Origin of the sequence: Methylomonas fluvii (assembly GCF_014850975.1) — a bacterium.
GTDB classification, from domain to species: Bacteria; Pseudomonadota; Gammaproteobacteria; order Methylococcales; family Methylomonadaceae; genus Methylomonas; species Methylomonas fluvii.
The window spans coordinates 530212-545484 of the sequence record NZ_JACXST010000001.1 but is presented as its reverse complement, the minus strand read 5'-3'; the positions used below and the strand labels follow the sequence as shown (position 1 = coordinate 545484).

Sequence of the window (15273 nt, the reverse complement as noted above, 5' to 3'; positions counted from 1 at the left end):
GTCAATTGCCGGGATAGCTAGAACGTCGGAATTTTCGAGTGAAGTTATTATGAAGTGACCGAAAAAGGGAGGTTGAATATTTTTGATCGGTTTAGTTCGGCCAAAAGCCGCCAGATGGAACAAAAATCCCAATGAGAAATGTCCAGCCTAAAGCAGCCGTAGGGTGTGGCGAGTTTACGAACCGCACCAATCGCGAACGATGTACTTCACGCTGTTCAGCATCCTACGCAGGGCAATCGCGCTTAAATTCCTCGAATCAAGCGCAGCAAATAGTCATTATCCCAACCGGCACGCTTGCGTTTGACTTTAATTCCAACCTTGCGGGAGGTTTCGTTCTTGAGTAGATTCAAGGCGATATGCCGAATCACCGCGAGGTTGGCGGCGCTATGGCCCTGACGAGTGCGGTTGCGGTCTTCGTCGAAAGCCACATCCAGCACCCAATGCAGATTATTCTCGATAGACCAGTGAGCGCGGACGGCGTTTGCTAGGTGCCGGTGATCGTCGGCTTTCAGGCTGGAAATAAAATATCGGGTGTCTTCGCGGATTGTTTGGCCGCTTTCCTGGCGTAGCGTGACCGCGAGAATACTGTTCAGCCCCGGCCAGTCGTGGCGTTCGCGTAGCCAACCGATGTCATCGGTGGCGGCAATCGTGCGGGTTTCCAGGCGGCCATGCTCGCCATCGACGCCGACAGCCACAGCATCGGGCGCTAAGGCTGAGGTGAAAAACGTCTCGACATCGTCCAACAGGCTGCCTTGATTGCCTTTCAAACTCAACACGTAATTCCCACCCTGTCGGACGATCTGTTCGGCAATTTTCTTCTGGCAACCCATCGCATCGATGGTAATGACAGCACCGGCGATGTCCAACCGTTCCAATAATTTGGGAATCGCCGTGATTTCGTTGGATTTGTCGTCGACTTTGACTTGACCCAAGACCAAGCGATTTTGCTGCGCCCAAGCGCTGACCAGATGAATAGCCGCCTTCTTCGATGAGCTATCGATACTACGGCGCAGGCATTTACCGTCAATCGCGATGATTTCACCCTCGGTGAGCGCAGCCAAGTCGGCCACCCAACGCGAAAAACACTCACTGAATTGGGTTGGGTCAATGGCGGCAAACACTGCGCCAAACGTGTCGTGAGACGGAATGCCGTTGGTAAGGCCCAACTGCTCGGTAAACCAGTCCTCTTTGGCGCAGCCGTATTCTTCGATCTCCACCCAGTTATCGGCGCCGCAGATCACGGCGCACAGCGTGATGAAGAAAATGTCCTGGAGTTGGTGTTTTTTCTGCCGATTGATGCGCGGATCAGCAAGGTTGGCAAAATGTTGAAGTATCGAAGCGCTGGGCAGGCTCATCTTTTAGCAATCAAAAAGATAAACCAATTACCTCAACGGCTTTCTGTTTTCAAGGACGTTTTAGCGCGATTGCCCTGGCATCCTACGGCCCTACCATGTCTTTTGGAGGGCAGATACGTTACAATTCTTATTGTTAAAGCGGAATGTAATAAGTATTTTACAGGATAACCGCATGGCTAAGTTGAGCCGGCTTCGTTCTAAAATAGGTCTATCAAGGTGTCAGAATTTCAAGCAAAAATAGGCGAGGCAACTCCAGATTGCCCAACATCGTTGTTGGATTTCGATTACGAAAATCCGCGCCTAACGACTGGCGACAATCTGTCTACACATGACGAAAAAAACATGATTTGTTCGCTGCGTGATATTGCGGCATTGGACGAACTGATTCAGTCTATCTGTAACAACGGTTATTTTAATCTTGAACCCTTGATTGTATTGGCTAAAACAGATGGCCGTTTTACCGTCTTGGAAGGCAATAGACGCCTCGCGGCGATCAAACTGATTAAAGATCGCGAATTAGCTAGGGACTGTAAGGTTTCACTACCCGCCACTATTTCACAAAAAGTACTTGATTCCATCATGCATGTCAGCGTCTGGCGAGTGCAAGAAAAAGTTGATGCGCAGGCGTTTATAGGTTTTAAACATATCGTAGGGCCTTATCGTTGGGATGCCTATGCCAAGGCTCGTTTCGTTGCCGACTGGTATAAAAAAGATAAAAGCAATGGATTAACTATAGAGTCCATTACCAGACAACTAGGCGATGATAACGACACTATTCGCGCTTATATTGGCGCGGTCTTAGTCTTGGAGCAAGCGGAAAACGAACGCTTGTTTGAAATTAAAGATCGTTACAATCGAGGCCGGTTCGCGTTCTCTCATCTTTACACAGCATTGGGACGAAAAGAATACCAAGAGTTTCTGGGATTAGCTAAAGGTTGGAACCAAGCACCGGATGAACAACCGGTAAATCAGAAAAAAATCTCGCAACTTAAAGAAGTTTTAACGTATCTCTACGGCTCAAAGAAAGACGACGAACCCTCCCTGATCAAGAGCCAAAATCCAGACCTAAAAAACTTGGGTGAAATATTGGTTCATCCTGTTGCCTTAGAAAAAATCAGAGGTGGTGCGGATCTTAAAACAGCTCACAATGAAGTCCGTGACGGAGGGGCGGTATTCAGTGAAGCATTGGTTCAGGCAAGCCTTAAAATTGATGCGTCAATTGCCTTGCTTGCAAAATACGATGGTTCATCTTCTTTGCTATCAGTTGCTACAGAACTGGTTGAAAAATCAGAAACATTATTAATGACTATGCTACGTAAGCATGGTAAATCAGAAAATAAATAATCCTGGAAAAGGATGCCATGATTGAAACACCGCTGGCGATGCTGCCTCTGGATAGCGATGTCCAAGAAATTTGCGATTGGCTTGAACTGTACGCTTTATCGTCCGAATTTCACGTGGCAATGTTTAGCGAACTATCCAGAATGTGGGATAAGCGTAGAAATACTGAAAAACTAGATTTTCAGGCATCTTCAAGCTCCGAAGACGATGAATTTCTAGAAAAGATTTATCAAACTGCTCGGGAAAGAATGGATTGCCTGGGAGATTGTTACCCCTTTATATTTAGCGATAATGATGAAGAGCTTGTTTTCAATAAACATACGTTAAATGAAGGTTCTGTCATATACATATTCTGTTTGTTTATCTCTAACGCAAATAATAGAGCCATATTCGATGATGACTCTTTTTTTTCTATTAATAATCAAGTAAGGGATTTATTTCAAGCATGCTCCACTTGGGCGGCGGCAGGTGAAGTTCAAGGGCATTCTTATTCTTTTGGCTTTCCTCGCCCAGACCATTCTAGCTTCTTACCTAAGCTTACAGCCGTTTACCAAAAGTTTTCCGATGGCAAGGTAAGAAATGAACCTATCCCTGGTGTATCTATTAATCCTAAAGATGAGGAAATCGACATTATAGCTTGGCGCCCTAGACAAGATAATGCTCCTGGAACTTACTATATATTAGGGCAAGTTGCATCTGGAAATAATTGGCCTGATAAAAGCATAACGGGGGCTATTGATGCTTTCCATGCAAATTGGTTCGAAATACCTCCTGCAAGCAGATCAATACCTGCTATGTTTATTCCTTTTAACATTGTTCCAACCAACAAAGAAACGCTGCAAGATAGAATATCAGTACTAACTAGACGCTTTGGGAGCTTATTTTATAGATATCGAATTCCACTACTTGCAAAAGCGGGTTTAGAAATTGGCCGATGCAATAATAACTTAGTTATTGAAAGGTTAGATGACATAGACGTAATCAGCGCATGGGTGAATGATGTAATCGAAAAATTTCGCGACGCTTGTGTCTATGCTTAGGAACAAACACTAAGTCCACCGCGGTATTCTGGAAATGAGACAACGTTTCTAAATGTTGTTTTAGACTTCATTAAAACTTATAACTTACAGAAAAAAGAAATAGTAGAGCCGTATGCAGGAAGTGCTATTGTTTCACTTTCTCTCGTAGCAAATGAGGTTGTTAGTAAAGCAACTTTGATCGAAAGAGCCCCCTCCCTTATTTATTCTTTTTGGAAAGCTGTTTTTAATCACACGGATGCTCTGGTTTCTAAAATAGAGGGCGTCAGCGTTAATATTGATTCATGGCATTATTTTAGAGAGCTTCTTAAACACGATCAGCCTGACGAAGATCGTGTTGTCGAATTGGCATTAGCTTGTATTTTTTTAAATAGAACAAATTTTTCTGGAGTTTTACATAGCGGACCTATTGGCGGTAGAAGCCAAAGCTCGCAATATAAAATTGATTGCCGCTTTATAAAAAAAGACATCGTTTCTCGGATTAAAAATATTGCGCAGCTAAAAGAACGTATTTTTATTACGTTTGGTGATGCGTTATCGTTTTTAAATAAGTTTAACGCTAAAAACACTAAAGAATGTTTTTATTATATTGACCCCCCATATTTTAAACAGGGCTCCCAACTTTATAGATTTCATTACAAAACAGTTGATCACAAAAGATTGGCCGATGTCTTGAATGAAGCAGATTTTCCTTGGCTTCTAAGTTACGACAAAGATGAGTTTATAGAATTGCTTTATGCCAATTTCCAACAGATTCATCAGAGTTTTAGGTATATGTCTAAGATACCTAAAACCGAAAAAGAATTGGTGATTACTAACATGAAGAACTCTGTACAGAAGAACACCAAACCATCTATTTCAGTTTGTCGAGATTCAGGTAACAAGATTGATCAGAGAGTGCAGAGGGTTCCCTGATAATTATTAACCAACCGGACCCAGCGCGAAAACGGGGTCAAGTCTTGTAATCAAGCACTATTGTTACCTTTAACGACAGGTATGTATTCTACTGCCGACAATAAAGCGCATAGTACTGGTGTCTGCAAAGGGTCGATTTTGCTCGTTCGCGAGTAGCCAATCAAAGAAACGCTTATCGAAGTCCAGACACAAAAGCATAACCGGCCACCTATCCCCCTCGCTGTTTTATAATGCCCTTTTCCAGGAAGGACTAATGTCGAAACAGCCATGAAAAAAATCATCCAAAAAATTTCTGCCGGGCTCTCGGAATCGTCGTTGCCGGAAAAAGCGCAGGCGCACTATGCCGCCGGGCGCTACAAGGAAGCGAGCGATCTGTTCAAGGAGTTATTAAAACAATCTGGCGATGCCGAGACCAAGCGTTATCTGGCCGATTGCTATCTGCAGCGGGCCAGGGGCATGGCGGCCAAGGCCATGTTCAAGGAAGCCTGCGTGCTTTGGGAAAATTACGCCGCTAACGCGCAATCGCCGCTGCAAATGCAAGATGTTTACCAGTTGTGGCTGTTGGCTGGCAAAAACGAGCGGAAGGCCTACGCCATATTGGATGGATTTGACGCGCGGCAGTTGGACGAAGAGCTTCCGGCGCTTGCGGTTTATTTGGGAGCGCTGTTGGTCTCCGGGGCCACGGAGCTGTTGCCGCATTTGCCCCAGGATTCCGCATTGCTCAAGCATTGGCAATGGGCCAGCCAAGCGCTGGCGGCCTATCGTAACGGCGAGCGCGAGGGCTGCGAGCATGCCTTGAAACCATTGCCGTTCCGTTCGGCGTTTCGCGATCTGCGCACCCTGCTGAAAGTTCAGCTACTGGAGGGCGCGGATTTCGAGCAAGCACCGGCCATGCTAGCCAAAATCCCCGACGAATCACCTTATCAACCGCTGGCTAAGGCCTGCTTGGCTTACCGTCAATCCGGCGCGGACTTCTTAGCCAGTCTGTCGAATTTGGAACACAATCAACGCCGCATCGTTGCCCAGGCCAAAGGTCTCAACGCCCGCCAAAGCCAGTTATTGGAAGCGCTGGTCAAACTCAACGGTCAGCTCGACGCCAAGACCCGCTTCAATCTCGTTTTGCAATATCGGGATGTATTCGGCAACGACGCCGCGCAAGCCTATTGTCTGGGCGCGTTGGCCGAGTATCCGGGCGGCGAAAAAGACTACTTCAAACACTTCGCCAGCAAGGACCCGTTCGAGGAAAACCGCTTGCAGGCCTTGTTGCACGAACAAGCCGAAAACGCTTACGACGCCGGTTTTTTTTGGCAACGCTGCATCGATATTCTGAAACAAGACCGGCCGGCCAACGACCGCAAAATTGCCTTGATCCTCAGGCGTATGGCCGACAAGGCTTATTCCGCCGAAGCGGCGGCGTTGTTGGCCGACAGCTTGGAATACGACCCTGACGACCGGCAAAGCTATCTGAAGCTGCTAACGATTTACCAGGAACAGCGGCCAAATATGGCTCAGTACGAACACTGGTTGGAACGCGGCTTGCAACGTTTTCCCAGCGATACCGATTTACTGGTGCGGGCAGCCAAATCCGCCGCCGCCAGAAAAGCCTTCAAAAAGGCCGCGGCCTACGCCAAAGCCTTGTTGCAGATAGACCCGGTCAATACCTTGGCTAAACAGCTATTGTTTGCCAATCACATGGCCCACGCCCGCCGCTTGGTGAAAGCCGAAAAATTTCATTTGGTGGAAAAGGAAATTCAAGCGGCGGAACAATTGACCATCGATAAAAGCCTGCGCCGCCAAGCCGAGTTGTTGCGCGGTTTTTATCTGTGGCAGGCCGAGGACAAGGCTCAGGGCTTGCAACGCATCGCCGATACGCTGGCAAGCCTGTACGACGATCCAGTCAATATGCATGTGCAGGCGCAAATCGAAGCTGGTCTGTTGGAACTGCCGACACAGGGAATTAGCCGCGCGCTGCCGGCGTTTAAGGACTATCTGCTGTCCGCCCCGCAATTGCAGCGGCTGATCGGCTTGCTGAATGATTACGACGAGCAATTGGACGATAACAGCCTGATCCTGAAAGCCCTGGACAAAGTCAAAGCGCCGCTGAAGAAGTCGGTGGAATGGCTGCTGGACCATGAAACGCTGTTGCTCGCCTGGTGCCAAGCTTTGGAAAGCATCGGTCATTTCGAGCTATTGAAGCACTGCGCCAAAACGGCTCAGGCCCGCCGACACACGCCGGCCTTGATGTATTACCGGACGCTGGCCGAATGCCAGGGCGATGCCAGCCACTTGGACTTCATGAGCTTATGCCGCTTGGAAATTGCTTCGGCGGAGGCGCGGGCGGATAGCGACAACAGGACCGCCGGATTGATCGCACGCCTGCTCGAACGGGCTAGAGGCGGACCCGAGTATTTGCCGATGGAGGATGAAGCGGACGACTTCGACCAGCCGCCCATCAGCGACGATCCGATTGAAGATTTGTTCGGCCACATTCCGGATGCCGTGTTCGCGCGCATTGAAAAGAAAATCGAGGAGTTGGTGCGCAAGCGCGGTCCCGAACAGTTCGTCGCCAACATCATGCGTCAATACGGCAACGGCCGCGATGAGCAAAACCTGGCGATTTTGTTCATGAATCAAGACTTCTTATGGTGTGTGACGGTATTCGCCGCCGCCGAGGAACTGAAACTCGAGATCGGCGTCGGTTTCGACGACATCATTGCCCGCTTCAACCACGATTCTCCGCAGTATTCGCTGCCTTTCAATTAAGTGCTTATGATTTCACCGTATGACATTCTGGGCGTGCCCGAACAGGCTAGCGACGCCGACATCAAACAAGCCTATTTGCAGCGGGTCAAGGACAATCCGCCCGACCGCGACCCCGCGCGCTTTCGGCAAATTCAAGAGGCTTTCGAAGCGATCAAGGACCAAGACAGCCGGCTGCGCCACGCTTTGTTTGCTATGCCCCACATCGAATTCGACGCGTTGTTGGCGCAAGCGTTTGGTCAACAGGGCGCCAGCGAGCCGATGGCCGCGGACGACTTCTTAAAACTGTTGAGCACGCTGTCCATCGAAAAATCGCTCGCTCAATTGACTAAAACGCCATCATGACCACAGACACCCCGCAAGACGAATTGCTGACAGCCTTGCAGCACTATCTACAGGAAACCGATTTCGCCCATCTGACCGCAATCGACCAACCGGATTTGACCGCTTTATTCAGCGATTTGGCCGGGTTGAAAACCGAGGTCAAAGCCGAGTCGCGGCAATTTAAAGCCACGCTGGATAGCTTGAGTGATGCGGTCGCCGCGCTGAAAGCCGATAATCAAGCCCTGGCGGACGAATTGGCAAAAGCCAACGAACGCCTGCAACTACAACGTCGCGAGGACGAACGAGCGCTGCTGCTGGAGTGGCTGGATATTTACGACCGGCTCGATGCCGGCTACCGGGCCGTGCGACAGTATCGGCCGGTCGATGGCTTGTTCCGGCATTCCAAACCGCAGGACGTGCGCTTCATCGCCAGCGTTGGCGAAGGCCAGGAAATCACGCTGAAGCGCTTGGAACAAATGCTGCAACGCCGGCGGGTGTTTGCCATCGATTGCGTCGGCCGGCCCTTCGACGCGCGGACCATGACGACCCTCGCCATCGGTAACGATCCCACTCAGGCAAACGCCGTTGTGTTGGAAGAACTGCGCAAGGGCTTTTTAATGGAAGACCAAGTGCTGCGCTTGGCGGAAGTCAAGGTCAATAAACTTTAAGCATTCAGGGAATACACATGAACGACATCATCATCGGCATCGATCTAGGGACCACCAACTCCGAAGTCGCCATCGTCGAAAACGGCAAAGTCACCGTGATCGCCGACAACGGTCACAAGATTTTGCCGTCTTTCGTCGGGCTGGACGATAACGGCGAGATTCTGGTCGGCGCCAGCGCCCGCAACCAATATCTGATTTACCCGGAGCGCACCGTCAAGTCGATCAAGCGCTTGATGGGTCAGGATACCCGAGTCACGATGGCCGGTCAGGCTTACACGCCGCAGGAAATTTCCGCGATCATTCTGAAGCGTTTGAAGGCGATTGCCGAAGCCTATGTCGGCCGGTCTATAGCCAAGGCGGTGATTACCGTGCCGGCCTATTTTTCCGATGCTCAGCGCCAGGCGACCCGCGAAGCCGGCGAAATCGCCGGGCTGGAGGTGGTGCGGATGATTAACGAGCCGACCGCCGCCGCGTTGGTTTACGGCGCCGGCCAGCTCGATGCCAAGCGTATGCTGGTCTACGACTTGGGCGGCGGCACCTTCGATGTATCGGTGGTCAATGTGCAGAGCGGCGTCGTCGAGGTGCTGGCCAGCCATGGCGACAATCATCTGGGCGGCGACGATTTCGATCAACTGATCGTCGAGCGGATTTTGGCGCATATTCGTCAGCAATTCGGCATCGAAGTCGAGCCGCACGGCAAGGCGATGGCGCGGATCGTAAGGGCGGCGGAACAAGCAAAATTGGTCTTGTCCGACGAACCCTATGCGACGATAGAGGAAGAATATTTGCTGGAGCGCCAAGGCACGCCGCTGCATTTGACGCTGGAGTTGGCGCGTTCGGAATACGAAGATCTGATCGCCGACCACATCAATGCCACGCTGGACGCCACCCACATTGCGCTAAAAGGCGCCAAGCTGATCGCCTCGGACATCGACGAAATCATCCTGGTCGGCGGCTCGACGCGCACGCCTTGCATCCGCGAGCGGCTGTTCGAGGAATTCGGTTTCGAACCGCACGGCGAAGTCGATCCCGACTTGTGCGTGGCGATGGGCGCGGCGATGCAGGCGGCAATGATCAACGGCGAGGACATCGGCACAGTCTTGGTCGACGTGACGCCCTATACCTTCGGCACTTGCGCGGTCGGTTATCTGGACGGCATGCCCTATCCGTATCAATACATACCTATCGTGCATAAAAATAGCGTGTTGCCGGTGCGCAAGTCCGAAGCTTTTGAAACCTTTACCGACAATCAACGCGAAGTGAACGTGCGGATTTTTCAAGGCGAGGACCCGGATGCGTTGAACAACGTCGAAATCGGCGAATTTTTGGTCGAAGGCTTGTTGGACGTGCCGGCCGGCAACATCATCACCTTGACGCTGGATCTGGATTTGAACGGCATCTTGCATGTCTCGGCGAGGGAAAAAGCCTCCGGCAAGGAAAAAGCCATCACCATCAACAACGCGATTTCCCGCTTCGATAGCGGCGAACTGAGCAGCGCCAAACAGCGTATCGACGGCTTGTTCGGCGATTCGGCCGAACAAGCCGGGCGGACCGCCGACAGCTCGGCCGTGGCCGCCGCGCGGCAAGTCATCAAGAAGGCGGAAGCCTTGTTCGAAACCGTTTCCGCCGAAGACAAGGAAGACATGGTCGATTTGATCGAAACCATTTCGACTTGTCTGGAGAGCGACGACGAGGCCGGTTTGAAGGAGCCGGTCGAACGCTTGAACGACATCATCTACTACCTGGAATCGTGATGCAGCGCTGCCCGGCCTGCAACGCCCGGCTAGGCGCGGATACGCTGTGTCCGCGCTGCGGCGCCGAGTTGCAGCCCATCTTCCGTAGCCAACGCTTGGCCGAGCAGTGGCTAGGTGTCGCATTGCAAACCACGCGGGCCGGCCGGTTGGCTACCGCGGTGCCGGCGCTGTTGCGCTCCTTGAGTTTCAAGCAAACGCCTGCAGCAAAGCTGTTGCAAGGCTTTTTGCTGCAACAGCTATATCGGGCGCTGTACGAAAATTTGGGCCGGCAGGATTGGCAAGAAGCGCGCGGCATTTTAAGCCTGTTACAGATGTTGCAAGCTGACAATGAAACCTTGCGCCGGTTTGACGAGATGATTGCCCAGTTGTCGGCGCAAGCGGAATCAAATCATAGCGTTGCTTAGGCTGTTAGCGGATTGCCGCTAAGCTACGCATTCCGGCTATTCAAATCCTTTAAGACTTAAATTGGCGACAAGCGTAAGTGCGCTTGGGTATAGTGTCTGCGTCTAACTATCGGGAAATCACCATGAAAAAACTCCTGCTTACGCTGCTGGCCATCCTGCTGATCATTGAAGAATGGTTGTGGGATTTCCTGTCGGCTTGCGGACACTATCTGGCTCTGCTGCTCAGGCTGGAAAGTGTTGAGCGCTGGTTGGCGCAAACTTCGCCGGCCATGGCTTTGCTGGCATTTACGATTCCGGTATTGATCGTCACTCCGCTGAATCTGGCGGCGCTGTCTTTGATCGTGCATGGCCTGTTGTTGCAAGGCATTTTATTAGAGGTGTTCGCCAAGTTACTGGGGACCTTGCTGGTGTCGCGGGTGTTTAAATTGACCAAGCCGCAGTTGCTGACCTTCGGGCTTATCGCTTTTGTGTATCACACCGTGATGGGCTGGCTGCAGTGGGCGCATGCCAAGATTGTCGATACCGAGATTTACCGTTGGTCGCGGCAGGTAAAAGCGCAGGTGAAGGCAAAAGTGAAAGCATGGTTGGGCTAAATTCTTGGCGGCTAATCGGGTTTTGAGCCAGTCAGATTTTGCCGCTGTTTGAACAACACGTAGCCGCAGCCGATCAGGGCCGCTATCATCAAGATGGTACCCAGTAGTTGTGCGAGTTTTGCCAGCGTATGATCCTGGGCTAATAGGCCGGATTCGGTCAGCAAATATTCCCAATCGTGAAAACCGTAAGGTGCGGAATGGCCGAAATTGCCGCCCAGCAAAGGCAATTGGCCGGCGCGGGCGTCGTTGATATACGGGGCAATATCCAGGAAATTCTCGCCCACCCACCATAAACACAGGCCGGCGCCAAACGGATCACGGGTTTTCAATAATAAGGTCAGCATGCAAATAGTAGGCATCAAGAGTTGGCCTAAGGTGCCGCCCAGCGAAGTGATAAATTGTCCGAACGGCCGGAAAATCACATGGCCGGCTTCGTGAAACGGCAGGTTGACCAGGTGCAGAAACGATGCGCCGACCGCATTGCTAGCCAGTCCCGGCGTAATCAGCAACCAGCTCCACAGCAAAAATCCTGGTAATAATAGGCAACGGCCGATAAAGATGGCTTCGCTGTCCCGGTAGGCGTCGTCGCCAAATACTGTGTCCGCGGGTGCATCAATAGTAATGACAACTTGCGGGCGTTCCGCCGCCGACATAGGCGTATCGCCGTGGTATTTGAAATATTTAGTCGCCCCTGAAAAGCCACAAATTCACGGCTAAAGCATTGAAACACAATAAATAATTGAAGAAAAAGACGGGCAATAATTGCAAGAAATTAGTAAAATAGATATTAATTTCTTGCAAATTTTTATCGAAAATGAAGCCAAAATCCCAAGAAAGTAGCGGCCAAATCGATCTATTCAACACACCACTGGCCGACCTGTTGAATCCGAAGCATGAGCTTTACCAACTGGCAAATTTGATCGATTGGAAAGTACTGGATGATGCGTTCGGTGAATTTTTTACCGAGAACCAAGGCGCTCCGGCGTTGCCAACGCGTCTTATTGCCGGGCTTCATTACCTCAAACATGCGTTTGCACGCTCGGACGAAGCGGTCGTGGCACAGTGGCTTGAAAATCCCTATTGGCAATATTTTTGTGGCGAAGAGTATTTCCAACACCAGATACCTTGCCACCCCACGTCACTGACCTATTGGCGAAAACGGATCGGAGAAGAAGGTTGCGAGTGGATGTTATCGGTGACGATCCAGGCTGGCGTAGCCAGCAAGACCGTGAAGAAACAGGATTTTGAATCGGTGACGGTTGATAGCACGGTGCAAGAGAAAGCCATCACGTATCCGACCGATGGAAAATTGTATGAACGCTGTCGCCAGCACATGGTACGTCTGGCTGAGCAGCATGAGATTACACTACGGCAGAACTACAACCGCAAAGCCCCCTATTTGCTGATGATGGCGAACCGGTACAGTCATGCCAAGCAAATGAAGCGCAAACGCAAAATGCTCAAACAGCTCAAAACTTTGGTGGGTCGGGTTTACCGAGATATCGAGCGCCAATTGACGGATCAATCCGATGCAGTCAAATTGGCTTTTAAAGAGACGCTAGAGAAAACCCAACGGATTTTGAACCAACAACCCCAGGATAAAAACAAGCTGTACAGTTTCCACGCCACGGAAGTCGAATGCATTTCCAAAGGCAAAGTCCACAAGAAGTATGAATTCGGCGTCAAAGTGGGCATCACCGTCACCAACAAAAGTAATTTTGTGCTCGGCGCCCGCAGCTTTTCCGGTAATCCCTACGATGGACACACCCTGGAATCGTGTCTGGAACAGGCGGAGATTCTAAGCGGTACACGCGCAAAAGAAGCTTTTGTGGATTTAGGATACCGTGGTGTCGAGGTCCCGAACGTGACCATTTACAAAGCCCGGCAAAAGAGAGGAATAAACACCCGGCGACTCAAACGCGCCCTCAAACGCCGCAATGCCATCGAACCCGTCATCGGGCACCTCAAAAACGACGGATTGCTGGGCCGCAATTACCTGAAAGGCGAACTGGGCGATGCCATGCATGCCATCTTATGCGGTGCTGGCCACAATATCCGTATGATCCTCAGGCAGTTGAGGATTTTTTTGCCTCATTTTTGGAGACCGCCATGTCGGATTTTGGCGCGGCCATTGAGCGCGCCGTTTTTATTGTCGGCCTGAATGCTGGTGTTCGGAAAATATCGGCTTTTTCAGGGACGACTATTTAGCAAAGACGATGCAGCAGTGAGGGCAGGTTTCCTCCGCGGGCGGCACATCCCGATGACACTTGGGGCATGGCTTCATGTTGGGGCTCCAGGCTTGGTGGGGAAGATGAACGCAGATTATTGCCCATAAACCTTAGCAGCAAGGCCGGGATTTTTTCTGCTCCGGGAAGGTTTTATTTGCGCGCAAGTTAATTTGCCGAAGCAGCGACTTTTTTGAGGTTAATCATGTTGGAACTGACATTTACCAGAGCCGAACCGGCCGATGCCGAGCAATTGGCGGAGTTTATCAATGCGGCGTATCGCGGCGAATCCAGCCGGCAGGGCTGGACCACTGAAGCTGATTTGCTGGATGGTCGGCGTACTGATGCGGCGGATATTATGGGCTTAATCGCCGGTGCGGGGACCATGATTTTGCAGTGTCGGCGGCAGGGAGAGTTGTTAGGTTCGGTGCATTTACAAAATGTCGATCAACAGGTGCATATCGGCATGTTGGCGGTCGCGCCGGCTATGCAAGGTCTGGGAATTGGCAAGCGTTTGTTGGCGGCGGCGGAAGCGGAGGCTGTGCAAACTTGGGGAGTTAATCATTTGGTGATGGCGGTGATCCCTTGTCGGGCCGAATTGATGGCGTTTTACGAACGGCGCGGCTATCGGCGTACAGGTATTAGCAAAGCGTTTCCGCTAAATCCTGAGATGTGGACGCCAAAAGTGGCGGATTTGTCTCTGGAGTTACTGGAAAAGTACCTGTAAGCCAGGCTGTTTAAGCGCAAAACCTAGGCCGGTAAATTAACGGTGGCAATCACTTGATTGCCGTTTCCAAGGTATTCCAGCGCGTCGAAACTCAACATTCGCGACAAGGCTATGCCGCGGCCATGCAGATCGGTGGCGCGTTCAGGGGAAAAGTCCAGGTAAGGAGATGGATCGAAGCCTTTGCCCTGGTCCTTGATGGTAAAGATGGTCTGAGTGGGTGTTCTAACGATTTTAACCTGCACGAATTTATCTGTATATTCGGGCAACCCCAGTCGGCGCTCGATTTCTTCCCGCCAACAACCTTGACTTACCAGTTCGGTTTTTTCTTGATAACTAATGCCCAGATTGCCATGCTCGACGGCGTTGAGCAGCAATTCGGAAAGCCCGGTGGCGACCTTTTCCGGGTTGCATGACAAACCGGTCAGCAGTGCGGTCAAGCCATTGGCCTCGCTCAAGGTCTGGAAAGAAAACTCCGCTTTTCTCAATAAACCGAGCGCCACCTTTTTGTTGCTAATCCGGTTTCTTAACGCTTTGTGGCGGCGGCTGTCTTCCAGTGCTGCCGCTACGAAAGCCAGTAAAATTTTTTCGTCGTAGGGCTTGGTCAGGTAATGGTAAACCCCGGCTTGAATGCCTTCCACAATTGACTCTCGCGATGACTCACCGGTCTGAAAAATAACCGGCAAATCGCTAAAACGCGGGTCAGCTTTGATTTTGGCCAATAAGGCCATGCCATCCATCTGCGGCATGTTGCGGTCGGTAACCACAATGTCAAACGGCTTTTCGCTACTGTTCAACATTTGCCAAGCTTCGAGTCCGTCCTCCGCGGATTGAACTTCGTACCCGGCGGATTGCAGATATGTGCGGAGGATGTCCCGCATCAGTTGAGCATCGTCGGCGATGAGGATGCTGGCTTTATAGTCGGAATTGGATTTCAACGCCAAATCTCCTTGAAGCTCCGGATAATGCAAACATTTTAGTAGCCCTGGCCTCACAGACAGTCTGCCATTTTACAAAATAGCATTTCGAAACAAAGTTTAGCTGCCAATCCCTATTTTGCCGGCAAAGCGAGTATCGACTATTTATTTTTGCGATTTTTCAAATATATGTTAAATGGATCACAAAAGCATAAGGGCAAAAATGCTGCTTGCTTTTGGTGCGGTCGCGATTGTT

At 50.7% G+C, this 15273-nt stretch carries 13 protein-coding genes and 1 pseudogene; 11 read left to right on the top strand and 3 right to left on the bottom strand.

The annotated features are described in order from the left end of the window. Window positions 1-242: 242 nt before the first annotated feature. Window positions 243-1355 carry an ISAs1 family transposase gene (locus EBB_RS02555; protein ID WP_192392328.1) on the bottom strand — a complete coding sequence of 371 codons (1113 nt, stop codon included), beginning with the start codon at window positions 1353-1355 and terminating at the stop codon, window positions 243-245. 216 nt (window positions 1356-1571) lie between these two features. On the opposite strand from EBB_RS02555, the gene EBB_RS02550 reads away from it, so the two are divergent. From EBB_RS02550 to EBB_RS02510, 9 genes and pseudogenes are all read left to right on the top strand, one after another. Further along, window positions 1572-2699 (top strand): ParB/Srx family N-terminal domain-containing protein, encoded by a 1128-nt coding sequence (locus tag EBB_RS02550; RefSeq protein ID WP_192392327.1) that lies wholly within the window; start codon window positions 1572-1574, stop codon window positions 2697-2699. A 17-nt stretch (window positions 2700-2716) separates the two neighbouring features. Next, on the top strand, window positions 2717-3736 hold the full coding sequence (locus EBB_RS02545; RefSeq protein WP_192392326.1) for a hypothetical protein: 1020 nt from the start codon (window positions 2717-2719) through the stop codon (window positions 3734-3736). Window positions 3737-3772: 36 nt separating this feature from the next. Further along, window positions 3773-4648: pseudogene (locus EBB_RS02540) on the top strand (DNA adenine methylase); the annotation flags it as partial. A 267-nt stretch (window positions 4649-4915) separates the two neighbouring features. After that, window positions 4916-7411, top strand: coding sequence for a hypothetical protein (locus EBB_RS02535; protein ID WP_192392325.1), 2496 nt, complete (start codon window positions 4916-4918; stop codon window positions 7409-7411). 6 nt (window positions 7412-7417) lie between these two features. Next, window positions 7418-7753 carry a J domain-containing protein gene (locus EBB_RS02530; RefSeq protein WP_192392324.1) on the top strand — a complete coding sequence of 112 codons (336 nt, stop codon included), beginning with the start codon at window positions 7418-7420 and terminating at the stop codon, window positions 7751-7753. After that, complete coding sequence (gene grpE, locus EBB_RS02525) at window positions 7750-8400, top strand: nucleotide exchange factor GrpE (RefSeq protein WP_192392323.1); 651 nt, start codon at window positions 7750-7752, stop codon at window positions 8398-8400. Before EBB_RS02530 ends, grpE begins: the two co-directional genes overlap by 4 nt. A gap of 17 nt (window positions 8401-8417) precedes the next feature. Continuing rightward, window positions 8418-10154, top strand: a complete 1737-nt coding sequence (locus tag EBB_RS02520; protein WP_192392322.1) for an Hsp70 family protein — start codon at window positions 8418-8420, stop codon at window positions 10152-10154. Further along, window positions 10154-10558, top strand: a complete 405-nt coding sequence (locus EBB_RS02515; protein ID WP_192392321.1) for a hypothetical protein — start codon at window positions 10154-10156, stop codon at window positions 10556-10558. Before EBB_RS02520 ends, EBB_RS02515 begins: the two co-directional genes overlap by 1 nt. Before the next feature lie 122 nt (window positions 10559-10680). Next, window positions 10681-11151, top strand: a complete 471-nt coding sequence (locus EBB_RS02510; RefSeq protein WP_192392320.1) for a hypothetical protein — start codon at window positions 10681-10683, stop codon at window positions 11149-11151. A gap of 11 nt (window positions 11152-11162) precedes the next feature. On the opposite strand, the gene EBB_RS02505 is transcribed toward EBB_RS02510, so the two are convergent. Continuing rightward, a complete protein-coding gene (locus EBB_RS02505; protein ID WP_225587207.1) occupies window positions 11163-11804 on the bottom strand; it encodes a zinc ribbon domain-containing protein in 642 nt (213 codons plus the stop codon). A gap of 161 nt (window positions 11805-11965) precedes the next feature. Between EBB_RS02505 and EBB_RS02500 the strand changes: the two genes are divergently transcribed. Beyond that, window positions 11966-13312, top strand: a complete 1347-nt coding sequence (locus tag EBB_RS02500) for an IS5 family transposase (RefSeq protein ID WP_225587194.1) — start codon at window positions 11966-11968, stop codon at window positions 13310-13312. 269 nt (window positions 13313-13581) lie between these two features. Beyond that, on the top strand, window positions 13582-14103 hold the full coding sequence (locus EBB_RS02495; RefSeq protein WP_192392319.1) for a GNAT family N-acetyltransferase: 522 nt from the start codon (window positions 13582-13584) through the stop codon (window positions 14101-14103). A 23-nt stretch (window positions 14104-14126) separates the two neighbouring features. On the opposite strand, the gene EBB_RS02490 is transcribed toward EBB_RS02495, so the two are convergent. Beyond that, window positions 14127-15038 (bottom strand): ATP-binding response regulator, encoded by a 912-nt coding sequence (locus tag EBB_RS02490; protein ID WP_223146787.1) that lies wholly within the window; start codon window positions 15036-15038, stop codon window positions 14127-14129. Between the last annotated feature and the right edge of the window lie 235 nt (window positions 15039-15273).

Coding starts and splice junctions, on each gene's coding strand:
- EBB_RS02555 (WP_192392328.1), bottom strand. CDS start 1,355: ATGAGCCTGCCCAGCGCTTCGATACTTCAACATTTTGCCAACCTTGCT.
- EBB_RS02545 (WP_192392326.1), top strand. CDS start 2,717: ATGATTGAAACACCGCTGGCGATGCTGCCTCTGGATAGCGATGTCCAA.
- EBB_RS02535 (WP_192392325.1), top strand. CDS start 4,916: ATGAAAAAAATCATCCAAAAAATTTCTGCCGGGCTCTCGGAATCGTCG.
- EBB_RS02530 (WP_192392324.1), top strand. CDS start 7,418: ATGATTTCACCGTATGACATTCTGGGCGTGCCCGAACAGGCTAGCGAC.
- grpE (WP_192392323.1), top strand. CDS start 7,750: ATGACCACAGACACCCCGCAAGACGAATTGCTGACAGCCTTGCAGCAC.
- EBB_RS02520 (WP_192392322.1), top strand. CDS start 8,418: ATGAACGACATCATCATCGGCATCGATCTAGGGACCACCAACTCCGAA.
- EBB_RS02515 (WP_192392321.1), top strand. CDS start 10,154: ATGCAGCGCTGCCCGGCCTGCAACGCCCGGCTAGGCGCGGATACGCTG.
- EBB_RS02510 (WP_192392320.1), top strand. CDS start 10,681: ATGAAAAAACTCCTGCTTACGCTGCTGGCCATCCTGCTGATCATTGAA.
- EBB_RS02505 (WP_225587207.1), bottom strand. CDS start 11,804: ATGTCGGCGGCGGAACGCCCGCAAGTTGTCATTACTATTGATGCACCC.
- EBB_RS02500 (WP_225587194.1), top strand. CDS start 11,966: ATGAAGCCAAAATCCCAAGAAAGTAGCGGCCAAATCGATCTATTCAAC.
- EBB_RS02495 (WP_192392319.1), top strand. CDS start 13,582: ATGTTGGAACTGACATTTACCAGAGCCGAACCGGCCGATGCCGAGCAA.